14 protein-coding genes, 1 tRNA gene and 1 pseudogene are annotated in these 15,729 nt (G+C 32.3%); all 16 read right to left on the reverse strand.

What is annotated here, in order from left to right; all coding sequences use genetic code 11:
- Positions 1 to 781: hypothetical protein (locus AAGV28_RS09265; RefSeq protein WP_373406539.1), on the reverse strand; the 781-nt coding region annotated here is incomplete at its 3' end.
- 243 nt (positions 782 to 1,024) lie between these two features.
- Complete coding sequence (locus tag AAGV28_RS09270) at positions 1,025 to 1,942, reverse strand: site-specific integrase (protein ID WP_373406540.1); 918 nt, start codon at positions 1,940 to 1,942, stop codon at positions 1,025 to 1,027.
- 99 nt (positions 1,943 to 2,041) lie between these two features.
- Positions 2,042 to 2,194 (reverse strand): annotated as a pseudogene (locus AAGV28_RS09275) (Arm DNA-binding domain-containing protein); the annotation flags it as partial.
- A gap of 328 nt (positions 2,195 to 2,522) precedes the next feature.
- Positions 2,523 to 2,610: transfer RNA gene (locus tag AAGV28_RS09280), tRNA-Ser, on the reverse strand.
- Positions 2,611 to 2,768: 158 nt separating this feature from the next.
- Positions 2,769 to 3,902 carry a 3,4-dihydroxy-2-butanone-4-phosphate synthase gene (gene ribB, locus AAGV28_RS09285; protein WP_373406541.1) on the reverse strand — a complete coding sequence of 378 codons (1,134 nt, stop codon included), beginning with the start codon at positions 3,900 to 3,902 and terminating at the stop codon, positions 2,769 to 2,771.
- Positions 3,889 to 5,358, reverse strand: coding sequence for an LptF/LptG family permease (locus AAGV28_RS09290; RefSeq protein ID WP_373406542.1), 1,470 nt, complete (start codon positions 5,356 to 5,358; stop codon positions 3,889 to 3,891). Before AAGV28_RS09290 ends, ribB begins: the two co-directional genes overlap by 14 nt.
- Positions 5,359 to 5,366: 8 nt before the next feature.
- The gene (locus AAGV28_RS09295; RefSeq protein ID WP_373406543.1) at positions 5,367 to 6,008 is read right to left on the reverse strand and encodes an outer membrane lipoprotein periplasmic chaperone LolA1; all 642 of its coding nucleotides are present in this window, start codon (positions 6,006 to 6,008) and stop codon (positions 5,367 to 5,369) included.
- Between the two features lie 4 nt (positions 6,009 to 6,012).
- Positions 6,013 to 8,442 carry a DNA translocase FtsK gene (locus tag AAGV28_RS09300; protein ID WP_373406544.1) on the reverse strand — a complete coding sequence of 810 codons (2,430 nt, stop codon included), beginning with the start codon at positions 8,440 to 8,442 and terminating at the stop codon, positions 6,013 to 6,015.
- A gap of 20 nt (positions 8,443 to 8,462) precedes the next feature.
- Positions 8,463 to 8,837, reverse strand: coding sequence for a diacylglycerol kinase (locus tag AAGV28_RS09305; RefSeq protein ID WP_373406545.1), 375 nt, complete (start codon positions 8,835 to 8,837; stop codon positions 8,463 to 8,465).
- A 10-nt stretch (positions 8,838 to 8,847) separates the two neighbouring features.
- Complete coding sequence (gene tpx / locus AAGV28_RS09310; protein WP_373406546.1) at positions 8,848 to 9,345, reverse strand: thiol peroxidase; 498 nt, start codon at positions 9,343 to 9,345, stop codon at positions 8,848 to 8,850.
- A 180-nt stretch (positions 9,346 to 9,525) separates the two neighbouring features.
- The gene (locus tag AAGV28_RS09315; protein ID WP_161644780.1) at positions 9,526 to 9,783 is read right to left on the reverse strand and encodes a DUF6952 family protein; all 258 of its coding nucleotides are present in this window, start codon (positions 9,781 to 9,783) and stop codon (positions 9,526 to 9,528) included.
- A 92-nt stretch (positions 9,784 to 9,875) separates the two neighbouring features.
- On the reverse strand, positions 9,876 to 10,184 hold the full coding sequence (locus tag AAGV28_RS09320) for a thioredoxin family protein (protein ID WP_373406547.1): 309 nt from the start codon (positions 10,182 to 10,184) through the stop codon (positions 9,876 to 9,878).
- A gap of 167 nt (positions 10,185 to 10,351) precedes the next feature.
- The gene (locus AAGV28_RS09325) at positions 10,352 to 10,990 is read right to left on the reverse strand and encodes a peroxiredoxin (RefSeq protein WP_373406548.1); all 639 of its coding nucleotides are present in this window, start codon (positions 10,988 to 10,990) and stop codon (positions 10,352 to 10,354) included.
- A gap of 136 nt (positions 10,991 to 11,126) precedes the next feature.
- The gene (locus tag AAGV28_RS09330) at positions 11,127 to 12,722 is read right to left on the reverse strand and encodes a glycoside hydrolase family 3 protein (protein WP_373406549.1); all 1,596 of its coding nucleotides are present in this window, start codon (positions 12,720 to 12,722) and stop codon (positions 11,127 to 11,129) included.
- A 131-nt stretch (positions 12,723 to 12,853) separates the two neighbouring features.
- On the reverse strand, positions 12,854 to 14,125 hold the full coding sequence (locus tag AAGV28_RS09335) for an MFS transporter (protein ID WP_373406550.1): 1,272 nt from the start codon (positions 14,123 to 14,125) through the stop codon (positions 12,854 to 12,856).
- Complete coding sequence (locus tag AAGV28_RS09340; RefSeq protein WP_373406551.1) at positions 14,112 to 15,674, reverse strand: glycoside hydrolase family 10 protein; 1,563 nt, start codon at positions 15,672 to 15,674, stop codon at positions 14,112 to 14,114. The genes AAGV28_RS09335 and AAGV28_RS09340 overlap by 14 nt, the downstream gene beginning before the upstream one ends.
- Positions 15,675 to 15,729: the final 55 nt, after the last annotated feature.

Genomic DNA, 15,729 nt, shown 5'->3' on the forward strand with positions numbered 1-15,729 from the left:
TAGTGCTATTTAACAAAGCAGATTTTACGTTTTTTAGTTTGTTGGTGATTTCTTTCTCTCTAATAAATATGGAACGATAGGGGATGTTACTTTGTACGTTTAAGTAATTTCTATATTCCTTTTCAATAAATCGATGCAGCTTTTCAAGATAAATGTATGTGATTTTTAAGCAGTCTGTTTTATTATAGTTATCCGAAAATTGATAGAGTTGCTTATAATTAATAGGGTTAATCTCTTTGATTATACTATGTGCCAAATTTTCAAGGGATTGCTGTTTTTGATGTATGTGCTGCTCTATTTTATTTTTAGAATTTAAATTATAAATACGTTCCTTATTTGCTTTTTTGATCTTATCATTTTCTTTTTTAAGTGTTTGGCAACAATATAGAAAGAAACGATTTTCTTGTGTTAAATCTTCAATTTCACAGTTTTTTAGAATATATAATCTGCACTTTTTTTTAGCACACCAATTACACAGTACATCTTTTTTTGAAAGATTGAGGTCTTGAAGTACAATTGGTATATGAGGATCCAGGGTAGAAGTAGTTCCAGAAGGTTTGAACCTTATTTTTCCACAATCCGGATGTAGATTATGTAGAGGCTTCTTTGCGGTATATTTTACATCTTGATTAATTATTTTGAAATCAACTTGATAAATGAAATAACTTTCAGATGATTTTTTTATAAGAAACGGTACTAAATCATTACTAAATATTATTGGAGGATTTTTAATTTCATTTACAATTCTATCGTAATTTTTAAGTAAGTATTTGTATTTCATGCTAATTCAGAAACGTAACTTAAACATTAGTTTTATAAATCATTTTCAGCTTATAATTTCCAATTCCTTTCTGAATTTTTCTCAAAATCTTTGAAATGATGTTTTAGGATAACTATAGAGCATTATAGTCAATTCAATTTTAACTAGATTTTTATAGAAATATATAGCTAATATAAGAAATATTTTGGATTAATATATTTGGACTACAAATCTTATCAAAATAAGGTAAAAATGTTAAATATCTTACATTATTTTTCGATTAGGCGTTTTTAATTTAAACTTGTTTTTTAAAATTTGCATATCCTCACTCACTTTTCTATCTAATACTTTTGCATAGTGCTGAGTAGTTCGAAGGTTTTTATGTCCAAGCATTTTGCTTACACTTTCAATAGGAACACCATTTGTAAGCGTCACAGTCGTTGCAAAAGTATGTCTGGCAATGTGAAACGTTAAATCTTTTTCTATTTCACAAACTCCAGCAATTTCTTTTAGATAGGCATTCATTTTTTGATTGGATAGGATAGGGAGTAGTCGATTTTCATTTGAGGACTGCGGATGATTTTCGTATTTGTCGATTATCATCTGTGTAACCGGAAGGATTGGGATTTTGGAAGCACTTTCTGTTTTTTGTCTGTGCGTGAATATCCATTTCTCACCATCTATTCCGAAGCTTATGTGAGACTTTGTTAAGTTTTTGACATCTATGTAGGCTAATCCAGTAAAGCAGCTAAAAAGGAAGATATCTCGAACTAGTGAAAGTCTTTCTGTTTTAAAATCCTTTTCAATAATCGATTGAATTTCATCTTCTGTAAGATAAACTCGTTCTACCTCTTTGACTTTTGATTTGTAGTTTGCAAATGGATTTTTATCTAGCCAGTCATTGGCCAAACAAATCTTGATAATTTTATTGAAGTTCTTAATGTATTTGACAGCAGTGTTATTGGCACAGTTTCGAACGCTTCTTAACCAAAATTCGTAATCCGAAATAAAGGCATGGTCTATTTTCGTAATATCAATATCGGAAATATTGTATTTCCATTGCATAAACTCAATGGTATGTTTTAAAGATGTTGTGTAGCGTTCTAACGTTCCCGGAGCGTATTCTTTGCCGATTAGCTCTTTTATTTTGTTGTTGTGGTCTTGGAAAATAGGAACGAGCATTCTTTTGGTTTCTGATAAACCAAATAATTCATTCTTTAGATTTTCTGAATTAAGACTAATGTCTTTCTTGAAAAGTTTCTTCTCGGCTTCTAAAACTTGATTTTTTAAGTAATCAAGATGGCTATTAATTGTTCTAGCTTCTTCAATAGTGCCTTTAACTTTGCTACCTTCAGAGGACCATTTATCGGGATTGATGTATTTGTTAGTACTAAACTCAAAGCGTTTTGCATTTACTGTAACTCGAGTGTAGATTGGACAAACTCCTAAATGTTGGCTTTTGCTCTCTTAATGTAGAAGAGAATTGATACGGATGTGTTCATTGTTGGTGACCTTAAAGTTATTATTAAATTTATTCGATTTAATAACTACAATCAAGATGTACATTTTTTAGATATGTTGTTGAACACCTTGTTGTAGCGGTGTTTTCTTTTGCGAGGTGTCACTTAAATTTTAATTTTTTAGTGACACCTTGAAAGACACCTACACTTTGAGATTTATTGAATAATTTGATTATCCTAGAAATGAAAAAACCCACTAAATCGTTGAATTTAGTGGGTTTTAGTACCGTTTGTATTTCTACTGGCGGAGAAAGAGGGATTCGAACCCCCGGACCTGTTACAGTCAACAGTTTTCAAGACTGCCGCATTCGACCGCTCTGCCATTTCTCCAGTATGTCGCTTTCATTAGCTGATTGCGAGTGCAAATATAAGAGGTTTTTTCGTTTAAATCCAAACTATTTCGAAAAAAAAAATCAGCTATTTTTTGATAGCTGATTTAATGTTTTTATTATGTGGTAGTTAGCTTTTAATTTTTTTTGAAATACGCATTAATAGTTTACGTATTCAGTTATTTCAAGCCCGTAACCAATCATTCCTACTCGTTTGGTTTGTTCTGAATTAGATACTAATCGTATTTTTGAAATATCGATGTCGTGTAATATTTGTGCCCCAATTCCATAATCTTTAATGTCAATTACTACTTTAGGAGCTTTCATTATTCCTTCGGCTTGAAGTGATTTCAGTTCGGTAATACGATTCAGTAGATTTACAGCCGACATATCTTGATTGATAAATATAACTGCTCCACGACCGTTTTCGTTGATTATTTTAAACATATCGTCTAATTGTTGGTCAACATTATTAGTTAATGTTCCTAACAAATCGTTATTAACCTGTGAAGAGTGGATTCTGGTTAAGATAGGTTCTCCTGCATTCCATGTTCCTTTTGTTAGAGCAATATGGATTTGTTTGTTTGTTATTTGTTCATAAGCTCTTAAACGGAAAGTTCCAAAACGAGTATTAATATCAAAATCCTCTTTTTTAATAATAATACTGTCGTGTTGCATTCTATAAGCAACAAGGGCTTCGATAGAAACAATTTTGATATCAAATTTTTTTGCAATTTTAACTAGCTGTGGTAAGCGTGCCATGCTTCCATCTTCGTTCATTACTTCAACAATAACTCCTACCGGTTTAAAGCCTGCTAATCTGGCAAAGTCAATTGCAGCTTCAGTGTGTCCGGTTCTTCTTAAAACGCCTCCTTCTTTAGCAATTAAAGGAAAAATATGTCCTGGCCTTGCTAAATCCTGTGGCTTTGTTTTAGAATCTATTAAAGATAGTATTGTTCTTGCACGATCGGATGCTGAAATACCTGTAGTTACTCCGTTTCCTTTTAAATCAACGGAAACGGTAAAAGCAGTTTCCATGTGATCGGTATTGTTTGTAACCATTGGTTTTAAATCCAACTCTTTACAACGTTTTTCAGTAAGTGGAGCACAAATTAATCCACGTCCGTGTGTGGCCATAAAGTTGATCATTTCAGGGGTTACTTTCTCAGCTGCCGCTAAAAAATCACCTTCGTTTTCTCTGTCTTCATCATCAACAACTAAGATTATTTTTCCTTGACGGATATCTTCTATTGCTTCTTCAATTGTGTGGAGTTGTATGTTATCTTTGACCATTAGGCAGTTGTTTTTTATTAGGTATAAATTTCTTTAGTAGTTTTTGTAATGGAGCTAATACAACGTCCATATTAATTAAACCAATGTCATTTGTGGCTCTATAGGTCAGTAATATAGCTAGTGGTGTTAATACAATGGAGGACATCCAAGCACCTATAAATGGGGTTATCCCGTTTTCTTGTGAAAATCTTTTTCCAAATGTATTAATGAAATGAAAGCTAATAAATATTAATACAGCAAAAATAATAGGTAGTCCTAGTCCTCCTTTTCGAATAATAGCTCCAAGAGGCGCTCCAATGAAAAACATCATAAAACAAGCATAAGCAATGACAAATTTATCATACAATGCTAATAAATGACTATTGATGTTTTTTTGTTTTGCTTTTAAATTGGTTCTACTACCGTCAATGCTGTAACCAATACTACTAAGATTGCTACTGGCTGTTTTTAATATTTCTACTTTTTTGTGTTTATCAAATAATGATAAAATATCAGAAGGAAGTGGTTTTCTTTTTTTGACTAATTCTTTATCAGGAACATCGTTATAAGTCTTGTTTTCGATAACGGTTCTTAAATTGATATTTTCAGAATATGAATCAATTTCGGTTTTGTAATTTTTGTGTAGTGAATCTAAAGTATAATTTAATTCACTTACAGTTAGCATAGTATTAGTATTGTTTACTTTTTCTTCATCAACATCAACATTGTTTAATTGTGATAAATCAATGTTGATGGCATATTTTTTAAATGAACTTTTAGCAAAAGGAATTTTTTTTCTGTCTTCATATTTTTTAGGAGTAATATCTTCGTAATAATTTCCATTATTTAAAACCAATTGCAAAATACTTGATTCTTCACTACTAATAAGCACTCCATTTTTAGCTTTAATTACGGTTTTACTTCCGTCACTATTAATGGATTTTTTATGGATTGTGATTCCGGTCAATTTATTTCCATTCTCTCCTGATTTTTTATTGACTTTGATGTTGTAGAATCCTACGTCGCTAAACTGACCTTCGGTAATTGCCATAGCTGGCTTGAGTTGAGCAATGTTTTTTCGAAAATTAATAAATTTATATTCGGCAAAAGGAATGACATTATTTGCAAAAAAGAAAGCTATAATACTCAAAAACACAATAAAAACCGTAAGGCTTCGCATCGCTCTTTGCAAAGAAATCCCTGAAGACTTCATAGCAGCAAATTCATAGTTTTCAGCAAGATTACCAAAAGTCATAATTGATGATAGTAAAATTGAAAGCGGAAGTACCAATGGAATAATACGAGGCATTGAAAAGAGTAAAAACTTTACAATTAATCCAATATCTAAATCTTTTCCTGCTAGCTCTGCAATAAAAAGCCAAATGGTTTGAAGGATGAATATAAAAAACAAGATTACAAATACCGTAGCAAATGTAATCAAGAATGTTTTTAATAAGTATTTGTCGAGAATTTTCACGTAATGAATTAATCTAATTTATTGATGTAGTAATTTGGGTATTTATTAGCTACAAAGGTAAATTGATTTTTTGACAAAGGTTGATTGGTTTTAAAAGAATTAACGGTCAAAGTGGTTTTTGTCCCTTTTTTTCCTGTTTCTATCAAGTTGTAGATGTGTTTCGTTTGCACATCAATACCTAATAGTATTTCTTTTCTTTGATCTTTTGGATTTGTAGGGATCAGTTTGATGTATTGTATTTTTCGACCTCTAACATTTTGTAAAATATTCATCGAGTATTTATAACCACTATTAAAGAAGGTTAGCATTTTTGATGGCGTAATGGCGCTATCGTCATTTTCATCTACAGTTGATATGTTTATTTCTTCATCTTCAGGAACAATAGTGTAGGTTTTCTTACCGTCAAAAATCTTAGTCATTCCCATGAAATTTAGAACATATTGATTTCCTTTTAGAGTTACATTTCCTTTGCTGTCTTGATTGATGTTTTCTTTACTATTATTAAGGGAGTATTTAAAATCGATTACAATATTATTATAACTTTTTACTTTAGCGGTAACTTCATCTAAAAGGCTTTTTGCTTGTTTGTCTTGTGCTTGTGTAGAAAAGCAAATTAATAAGATAAATGCAATTTGGATAATCTTTTTCATTGTATTAGTTGTTTTCTTCATTATTAAAAAATTGATCGAGAGCATGCATGTCTAGAATGTTTACGCTGCGAGCTTTACTTCCTTCAAAAGGCCCAACAATTCCAGCGGCTTCTAACTGATCAATTAATCGACCGGCTCTATTGTATCCTAATTTTAGTTTTCGCTGTAACAAAGAGGCCGAGCCTTGTTGCGCATTAACTATAATTTCGGCAGCTTCTCTAAACAATGTATCTCTGTCGGAGATATCCATATCAAGATTGATGCCATTTTCCTCTCCCACATATTCTGGAAGCAGGTAAGCGGTAGCATACGCTTTTTGAGATCCAATAAAATCAGTGATTTTTTCTACTTCGGGAGTGTCGATAAAAGCACATTGTACACGTACCACATCATTTCCATTAGTGTATAATAAATCTCCTCTACCAATTAATTGATCAGCTCCTTGAGTGTCTAAAATAGTTCTGGAATCAATTTTAGATGTTACTCTAAAAGCTATTCTGGCAGGAAAATTGGCTTTAATTAAACCTGTAATTACATTTACCGAAGGTCTTTGAGTTGCAATAATTAAGTGAATACCAATGGCACGAGCTAACTGCGCCAAACGTGCAATAGGAACTTCGACTTCTTTTCCAGCAGTCATAATCAAGTCGGCAAATTCATCGACTACTAATATGATGTAGGGTAAAAATCGGTGTCCGTTTTCAGGATTTAATTTTCGTGATTTGAATTTGTCATTGTATTCTTTGATGTTTCGAACCATTGCATCTTTTAATAAAGTATAACGGTTGTCCATTTCCACACAAAGTGAATTTAAAGTATTCACAACTTTTGCATTATCAGTAATAATAGCATCTTCGGTGTCAGGTAATTTAGCTAAATAATGTCTTTCAATCTTGTTGAAAAGCGTAAGTTCCACTTTTTTCGGGTCAACCAAAACAAATTTTACTTCGGCTGGGTGTTTTTTGTACAACAACGAAGTTAAAACTGCATTCAATCCAACTGATTTTCCTTGTCCAGTTGCACCCGCCATCAATAAGTGAGGCATTTTTGCCAAATCAACAACAAAAGTTTCATTAGAAATGGTTTTTCCAAGAGCAATTGGCAATTCCATTTCAGCTTCTTGAAATTTAGCCGAACCGATAACTGATTTCATCGAAACCATAGTAGGATTCTTGTTTGGAACTTCGATACCAATGGTTCCTTTTCCAGGAATAGGAGCAATGATACGAATTCCAAGTGCCGAAAGTGAAAGCGCAATATCGTCTTCTAAACTTTTAATTTTAGAAATTCGAATTCCAGCTTCGGGTACAATTTCGTATAAAGTTACCGAAGGTCCAACGGTTGCTTTAATTTGCGCAATTTCAATTTTATAATTGCGAAGTGTATCTACAATTCGGTTTTTGTTTTCTTCTAATTCTTCCTGATTAATAGTAATTCCGCCCGTTGAATATTCTTTTAATAAATCAATTGTTGGAAATTTATAATTAGATAAGTCTAGTGTTGGATCAAATAGTCCAAAATCAGAAACTAATCTAGCCGCAAGGTTTTCTTCAATTACTTCTTCTTCGGCAGCAGTTTCAATTACAAAATCATCATTGAAAGCTGCTACTGGAAGTGGTTTTTCAACTGAAATTGGTTTAGGAACAGGGTTCAAATCAATTTCAGATGAATGACTAATTGTTGGCTTAAGTGATTCTTTATTAATTTCGAATTGAGAACCTTTTGGCTTTGAATTTTTTTCTAAATCAGGTTCTTCTGTTATAGCAAATTCTTCTAAGTTGTAAGCGTTGGAAGTTGATGTAGCATCGTTATTTTCGACAGGAATAATTGCTTTTTTGTTGCTTTCAAAAAAAGATTGAATCTTTTCAGGAGATAGTTTCATTTTGAAAATAACATAAATAATCAGTCCGAAGATTAATATTAACAGCGTACCTGTTTTTCCAATGTAATCTTGAAATAAGATATTTAATTCGTAACCAATAATTCCGCCTAGTTCAGGTAGGGAAGTGGCAAAAAAACCAAACAATACCGATAAATTAATCATAACAAATAAATCCCAAAACCAAATGTTTTTTAGTTTTCGGTTCGAAATGCCTAATATTAAAAAGATTCCAGTTAAAAATAATAATCGGACAAATAGGAAAGAAGCCAGTCCAAAGCCTTTGTAAACAATTAAATCAGCCAGGAAAGCACCAAACTTTCCTAGCCAATTTTTTACAGTTTCTGTTCTGTCAGTTATTTCTAAAACAGCACTTTGATCTTCTTGTCCATAAACATAGAAAGAAACAAAAGCAACTAGTAAAGCAATAGAAAATAAGACTAAAAGGCAGCCTAAAATTGTTTTATGCTGTTTAGACATTTCCCAAGATTTTAAAACTTTAGGTTTTGAATTGTTTTTTGAATCTAAAGTCTCTTTTTTTGTTGTTTTTGCCATTCTATAGTGTAACTAAACCTCTAAATAAAGTGAGGTACGTATATGATTAAACCAATAATTATTGCCGTAATTGCTGAGAAAAATACTGCTCCAGCAGCAATGTCTTTTATAAAACCGATCCTTTCGTGATAATCTGGATGAATAAAATCGGCTACTTTTTCTATTGCAGTATTCAATCCTTCAATACTCAATACTAAACCGATAGCTAAGGTTTGAAAAAGCCATTCGGTAGCGGTAATTCCTATTACAAATCCAGCAATAGTTAATAGAACTGCTAATGACGATTGAACCATCACACTATGTTCAGTAGTAATTAGCTTAATGCATCCTTTTAGAGCGTAGCTAACACTTTTTAATCTTCCAGTAATAAAGGTATTGTCTTTTTGAAATGCCATCAATAAGAGATTAAAGTACTGCTAAGGCAGCTTCATAATTTGGTTCGTCAGCAATTTCAGCCACTTGTTCAATATGTAAAATTGTTCCATCAACATCAGCAACAATTAATACTCTGGAATGCAATCCTGCTAAAGGACCATCAACGATTTCTAATCCGTTTGCTTTACCAAAGCTTCCTTCTTGAAAGTCAGATAAATTAACTACATTTTCTATTCCTTCTGCTCCACAAAAACGTTTTTGAGCAAATGGTAAATCTCTTGAAATGCATAAAACAGTAGTATTTTCCAATTGAGCAGCTGATTCATTGAACTTTCTTACTGAAGTAGCACAAGTTCCAGTATCAATACTTGGAAAAATATTTAAAACTAATTTCTTTCCACTAAAATCGCTTAAAGAAGCAACAGAAAGATCGTTTTTTACTAATTTGAAATCAGCAAGTTTTGAACCTACTTTTGGTAATTCTCCTGCAGTGTTTATTGGATTTCCTCCTAATGTAATTGAAGCCATAATTGTTTTTTTTAATGAGCCTCAAAAGTATGAAAATTATTTAAGAATTAGGATTTCTGATTTAAGATTTTAAATCATTGGAGAATCATTTTTAATGCAATGTTTTTTTGAGAAAGAGCATTAAATGCAAAAAAATGCAACTGTTTGAGATGCATTTTGTTTTTTGTGTTATACAAAGTATTATTTGTCGATAGAACCCAAAACTCTTTTCATAAAAGTATTGAGTGCTTCTTTTTTATCAGTTCCGTTTTGGACTAATTTGTGTACTTCCAGTGCGCCGTACATATTCGAAATTAATTCACCAATAACATCTAACTCTTCATCCTTAAGTGAAGAAATCTCAGTCATTGCTTCTAATACTTCTATAGTTTCGATGATATAATCTTGATCATTTTCTTCGATAAACTGAGTCAATTGCTTTATTACGGGTAATTTCATTTCTAGTTGTTTATTTGGTTATTCGTTGGTTTGTTTATTTGAAAAGACAATCGTTAATTTTAAACAATTAACCGAATCAACAAATAACCAAATTAAACGATTTCGTTTACTAAATCAATTAGTACTTCTTGTTTGTTCGTTTGTGTTTCGTTTACTAATTTTCCGTTTACAAAAGTGGCAAAGGTTGGTAAGTTACTCACATTAGCTAATTTTCTAGATTCTGGAAAATTTTCAGCGTCAACTAATGCAAAAGTGATGGACTCATTTTCGGTAGCCAGTTTTTTGAATTTTGGTTTCATAATACGGCAATTGCCACACCATGATGCCGAAAATTGAACAACTACTTTTTCATTTTCATTAACTAGATTTGCTAATGTATCTTCGTTTAATTCGATTAACATATTTTTTAATTTAAATTCCAATAATTTAAATTCCCAATTCCAAATCTTACGATTGAACTTAGTAAATTTTAATTTTTAGAATGTTAGTGATTCTTTTAGAAAAAATTCCAAATCCCAAAATTGGAATTTGGAATTTTATCCCGAAATTTCGGGATTGAAATTTATTTTTAGTTAGCGCTCAAGTAAGCAGCAGTACTGTTTCTATCAGCAGACATTGCTTCTTTACCAGCTTCCCAGTTTGCTGGACAAACTTCACCTTTTACTTGAATGTGCGTGTAAGCATCAACCATACGCAAGTATTCGTTTACGTTACGACCTAATGGCATATCGTTTACACTTTCGTGGAAAATTTTTCCAGTTTCGTCAATTAGGTAAGTAGCTCTAAAAGTTACGTTTGAACCTTCAACAATAACTGAATCTGTTTCTTCGCTGTATTCTGTAGAATCTATATCTAAAATTCCTAAAATGTTAGACAAGTTTCTGTTTGTATCAGCCAAAAGTGGGTAAGTAACTCCTTCAATTCCACCATTGTTTTTTGCAGTATTTAACCAAGCAAAGTGTACTTCGTTAGTATCACAAGAAGCACCAATTACAATTGTATTTCTTTTTTCAAATTCTGGTAAAGCTGCTTGAAAAGCGTGTAATTCAGTTGGACAAACAAAAGTAAAATCTTTTGGGTACCAAAACAAAAGTACTTTTTTGTTGTTGTTTACTGCTTCTTCAAAGATGTTGATTTTTAAATTATCACCCATTTCAGAAATGGCGTCAACTGCAATACTTGGGAATTTTTTTCCTACTAAAGACATAATTATTTTTTTTAAAGTTTTTTTATTTGATGGTGCAAAAGTAACTCTTAATAAACGCATTTGGTAATAGTAGTTGATTATTAATGTTTATTTAATAATAGTATTTGGTTATAGTTGAAGAAATGGATGTTTTAAATTATTGAATATCAATAAATACGGGTAAATTTCCACTACATTCATAATTGAATAAAAATTGATTGGCAGCTCCAATTTGAAATTCGCTAAAATCTTGATATGCCTGAATAAGTCGTGAAGCCTTATTTAGATTAGGAATTAAAGGCAAAACATAGGGATTTCCAAAAACATAAATGATACATTTTTTGGTAGCCAATAGTTTTTCTAATAATTCAAAGATAATAGCATCAATTTCAAAATTGTTCAGCGGTTTTGCCTTTGGAACAAACAATGAAATAATTAGATAATCAAAAGATTCTAATTCTTTTTCGAAAGCTAAAATATCAAAATTCACTATTGATTCAATTGCAAATTGTGGCGATTGCAATGAAGAATGAATGGTTTTTGAAAAATCATTAGCTACATTTTTATATAAAGACAATTGTGCCACTTTTTGTTCTTGATTTGCTTTTTGGATGGTTTTAAAATCAATGGTATCGATGACTTTTGTAATGCTATATTTGGCAATTTCAGCGTTTAGAGCAGCCGCTTTTTCAAAATTTAATTCGGTATTATTTTCTGCTGATTGAAACAAACCTACTTTTTCTTTGCATTTCCAAATACGATTAAAACTTTCATCAATGCGTTCCGCAGAAGCATTTTCTAAAATAGTTTGAATTCCTTCGGGAACATTTTCGGCAAAACACAATACATCGTTTCCTGCATTAAAAGCTTTCCATTCGAGTTGACCTTTAATATCATATAATTTAGAAACACTGTGCATGTTCAAAGCGTCGGAAATCACCAATCCATCATAGCTCAATTGTTCTCTTAAGAGTTTTTGAATAATATTTTTAGACAAGGTTGCCGAAGTATCTTTTCCTTCGTTCAAAGCTGGTACAGCCAAATGCCCAATCATAATCGAATCGACATCATTTTCGATCCCTTTTATAAACGGATACAATTCGTTGGCTAATAATTGTTCCAAATTTTCTTCTAAAATAGGCAATCCTAAATGCGAATCGACATTGGTATTTCCGTGACCTGGAAAATGTTTTAAACAGCCTAAAACGCCAGCGTCATTCATTCCGCGTAAATATTCTAATGCAAAATTGGCGACTTTATTTTTATCTTCACCAAAAGAACGATAGCCAATAACCGGATTATTTGGATTATTATTAATATCAGCCAAAGGAGCCAAATTATAATGAATTCCCGCCGATTTTAAGTCCAATGCAATTTGCTTTCCAACTTCGTAAACCAATCCTTTTTTCTCTTCTGGTAAAGCACCCAGCGTAATGGCATAAGGATATTGCGGTGTTTTTTCGACACGCATCGCCAATCCCCATTCGGCATCAATACTCATCAAAAGTGGAGTGGAAGCGCATTTTTGATAACGGACAATTAATTCTTTCAATCGAAGGTAACTGTCATCGTTGAATTCGATTTTTTTCTTCGATTCGTAATTGGTTGCAGCACTGGCTCGACTGTGAAAAAATGTCAATCCACCAATGTTGTATTTCCTGATTAGTACTTCGATTGCCTGGATATTTTCTTCGCTGTCATTGATAAAAACAGCCGGAAAAAAGAATTGTCCTATTTTTTGTGCTTGTGTCATTGTTTAGAATTTTATGCTTTTTTTGGTACACGGATAAAACGGATTTACTTCATAAAGACGCGGATGAAAACAGATTTTTTAAAATCCGTTAGTATCTGTGTTTCGCTTTGCGAATCCGTATAATCTGTGTGCTATTGTTTGATTTCTTCGGTTTTCTTCCCAAAATCCTTTGGAAAAATCAAAAATCGGGATAAAATAATTCCAGGAATAGTAGCCAAGAAAACCCAAATAAAGAAGTTACCATATCCTAAATATTCCTGAATGTATCCGCTAAGCATTCCTGGAAGCATCATTCCTAATGCCATAAAACCAGTAGCAATGGAGTAGTGGGATGTTTTTGATTCGCCTTCGGCAACATAGATTAAATACATCATGAAAGCAGCAAAACCAAATCCGTAACCAAATTGCTCCAAAATAACTACTACATAAATATAATAAACCGAAACAGGATGAAAATGAGCTAATAATACAAATCCAATGATTGGCAAATGCATAATCAAAATCATAGGTAACATCCATTTTCCTAAACCTTGTTTAGAAATAGCAATTCCGCCTAAAATCCCACCTACAGTAAGTGCAATTAATCCGAAAGTTCCGTAAATGATTCCGACGTCTTCCGTTGCTAAACCCATTCCGCCAACAGCTGTTTTATCGACTAAAAAAGGAGTCAGCATTTTAAGTAATTGCGATTCTCCTAAACGAAATAAAAGAATGAAAGCAAGGATCAATCCAATTTGTTTCTTTTTAAAAAAGCTGGCAAAAACAGTGGCAAAGTTTTTTTCTTCTGTTTCTCCTGCTTTAATAGGTAATTCGGTTTTTGGAGTAGCAAAATAGTTGTAAATCGTTAAAAACGCCATTACTAATCCAACTAGAATCATCGTGTATGACCAGGCTTTTTGATTGTCGCCATACAAATGTTCTAAATAACCCGCCAACAGAATGATTAATCCGTTTCCAGTTAACATCGATGCTCTATAAAAAGTACTTCGAATTCCTAAAAAGAACGATTGTTGATCTTTGGTCAACGCTAATAAATAAAAACCGTCACTAGCTACATCATTCGAAGCAGAAGCAAAGGCAGCCACCCAAAAAATAGCCAAACTCAATATGAAAAACTGACTCGTTGGAATAATAAAACCAACAAGTAAAAAAGCAATGGAAATGAATAATTGCATACTCAAAAACCATTTTCGTTTGGTGCCGTGCAAGTCAATAAACGGACTCCATAAAGGTTTAATTACCCAAGGCAAGTATAATAAACTGGTGTAAAAACCAATGTCTTCATTGCTTATTCCGAGATTTTTGTACATCAATACAGAAACAGAAATGATGATTACATACGGAAAACCCGAAGCGAAATTTAATAATGGAATCCAGTACCAAGGTGTATTATCTGTTTTCATTTGTGTTTAGGTTTTGGTTGTTTACTTTTAATAAAGTCGCCTGACTTTCATTTCCAAAATAATCCACAAATGTTAATGCACAGTTATTGTGCTTTTCCAGATATAATTTAGGAATACTGATAGCGATGCTGTCTTTGGTTTCTTTGAAAGCAATTTTATTAATAATCTGACTTGGATCATTAATATTAATCAGGTTTTTGTTAGTCGTACCATAAACCATCACATAACGAATTTTACTTTGCGTTGGATAACTTAATGTAATTACTGTGTTTTCACTTTGATTGTTGATGTTAGTTACATAAGGTGTATCCTTAACTTCTTGTCTCGAATTAGGAACAACATAAGGTAAGGCTGGATATTGGTATTGATTGTCTTTTAATAATTGCGTTACAGCATAGTTTTTATTTACAAACCATTTGGCACTAAAAAAAGCATTTCCGTTGATGTTATCATAACCACGGGTTAAATCAATTTGGTTTGGAATTTCATTTGGATTAGACCATTTTTTATCCGAATCATTATTGATTTTATAGGTTCCATTTCCAATATAAAGTGCCGTATTTTTATTAGTGTTTTCCGCCCACCATTTGCTTAATTTAGCGTAAGAAGCGGTTTTGTGTTCGATACTCCAATACAACTGTGGTAAGATATAATCAATATAATTGCCTTCCATCCAGGCCATTGGATCAGCATACAAATCGTCATAATTAGTTTGTCCAGCCTGTGTGTCAGAACCTCTTGGGTCTACTGATTTATTTCTCCAAACTCCAAACGGACTGATACCAAATTGAACCCAAGGTTTTAACTTTTTGATGGCATCATAAGTGTTTTTCAAATAAACATTGACGTTATCACGACGCCAATCTTCCACGCTCATGCCTTTTCCATATTTTCTATAAGAAGCATAATCATTAAATTCTTCGCCTTTTATTCTGTACGGATAAAAATAATCATCAAAATGAATCGCATCAATGTCGTATTTGGTTACTACTTCATCAACAATATTAATTAAATGCGTTTGAACTTCGGGAAGTGCGGGATTGTAATAGTATTTTCCACCGTGTTTGATCATCCATTCCGGATGTTTTATCACATCGTGATCTCTGCTTAATGCAGTAGTGTTTAAATCCATAGTAGCTCGGTAAGGATTCAACCAGGCGTGAAATTCAAATCCACGATCGTGAGCTTCCGTAATCATCCAATCCAAAGGATCGTAAAAAGGATAAGGCGCCAGTCCTTGTTTTCCAGTTAAATATTTCGACCAAGGCGCTAAATTTGTAGGATACATGGCATCGCCTGCACTTCGAATTTGTACAATAACTACATTGTAATTCAGTTTTTTATAAGTATCTAAAATTGCAATGAAATCGGCTTTTTGTTTTTCAACAGCATCCGTATTGCTTATGGGCCAGTCTATATTTGCTACCGTAGCAATCCAAACGGCTCTGAATTCATTTTTAGGATTTGAGTTTTTTGATTGAGCTTGGCTATAGCCAAAAGACAGTAGGAAAACAGAAATAAATAAGTAGATTGGGTTCTTATGATTCATTGAATGATATTTTATGGTTACCAAAAATAGTTTTTTTAACGAAGTTTACTGGATA

This window comes from Flavobacterium zubiriense (genome assembly GCF_041729725.1).
Lineage (GTDB): Bacteria > Bacteroidota > Bacteroidia > Flavobacteriales > Flavobacteriaceae > Flavobacterium > Flavobacterium zubiriense.

What these genes read in the sequence shown, in the direction of transcription:
- AAGV28_RS09270 (WP_373406540.1), bottom strand. Translation starts at nt 1,942, where the DNA reads ATGCTCGTTCCTATTTTCCAAGACCACAACAACAAAATAAAAGAGCTA.
- ribB (WP_373406541.1), bottom strand. Translation starts at nt 3,902, where the DNA reads ATGGTCAAAGATAACATACAACTCCACACAATTGAAGAAGCAATAGAA.
- AAGV28_RS09295 (WP_373406543.1), bottom strand. Translation starts at nt 6,008, where the DNA reads ATGAAAAAGATTATCCAAATTGCATTTATCTTATTAATTTGCTTTTCT.
- AAGV28_RS09300 (WP_373406544.1), bottom strand. Translation starts at nt 8,442, where the DNA reads ATGGCAAAAACAACAAAAAAAGAGACTTTAGATTCAAAAAACAATTCA.
- AAGV28_RS09305 (WP_373406545.1), bottom strand. Translation starts at nt 8,837, where the DNA reads ATGGCATTTCAAAAAGACAATACCTTTATTACTGGAAGATTAAAAAGT.
- tpx (WP_373406546.1), bottom strand. Translation starts at nt 9,345, where the DNA reads ATGGCTTCAATTACATTAGGAGGAAATCCAATAAACACTGCAGGAGAA.
- AAGV28_RS09315 (WP_161644780.1), bottom strand. Translation starts at nt 9,783, where the DNA reads ATGAAATTACCCGTAATAAAGCAATTGACTCAGTTTATCGAAGAAAAT.
- AAGV28_RS09320 (WP_373406547.1), bottom strand. Translation starts at nt 10,184, where the DNA reads ATGTTAATCGAATTAAACGAAGATACATTAGCAAATCTAGTTAATGAA.
- AAGV28_RS09325 (WP_373406548.1), bottom strand. Translation starts at nt 10,990, where the DNA reads ATGTCTTTAGTAGGAAAAAAATTCCCAAGTATTGCAGTTGACGCCATT.
- AAGV28_RS09330 (WP_373406549.1), bottom strand. Translation starts at nt 12,722, where the DNA reads ATGACACAAGCACAAAAAATAGGACAATTCTTTTTTCCGGCTGTTTTT.
- AAGV28_RS09335 (WP_373406550.1), bottom strand. Translation starts at nt 14,125, where the DNA reads ATGAAAACAGATAATACACCTTGGTACTGGATTCCATTATTAAATTTC.
- AAGV28_RS09340 (WP_373406551.1), bottom strand. Translation starts at nt 15,674, where the DNA reads ATGAATCATAAGAACCCAATCTACTTATTTATTTCTGTTTTCCTACTG.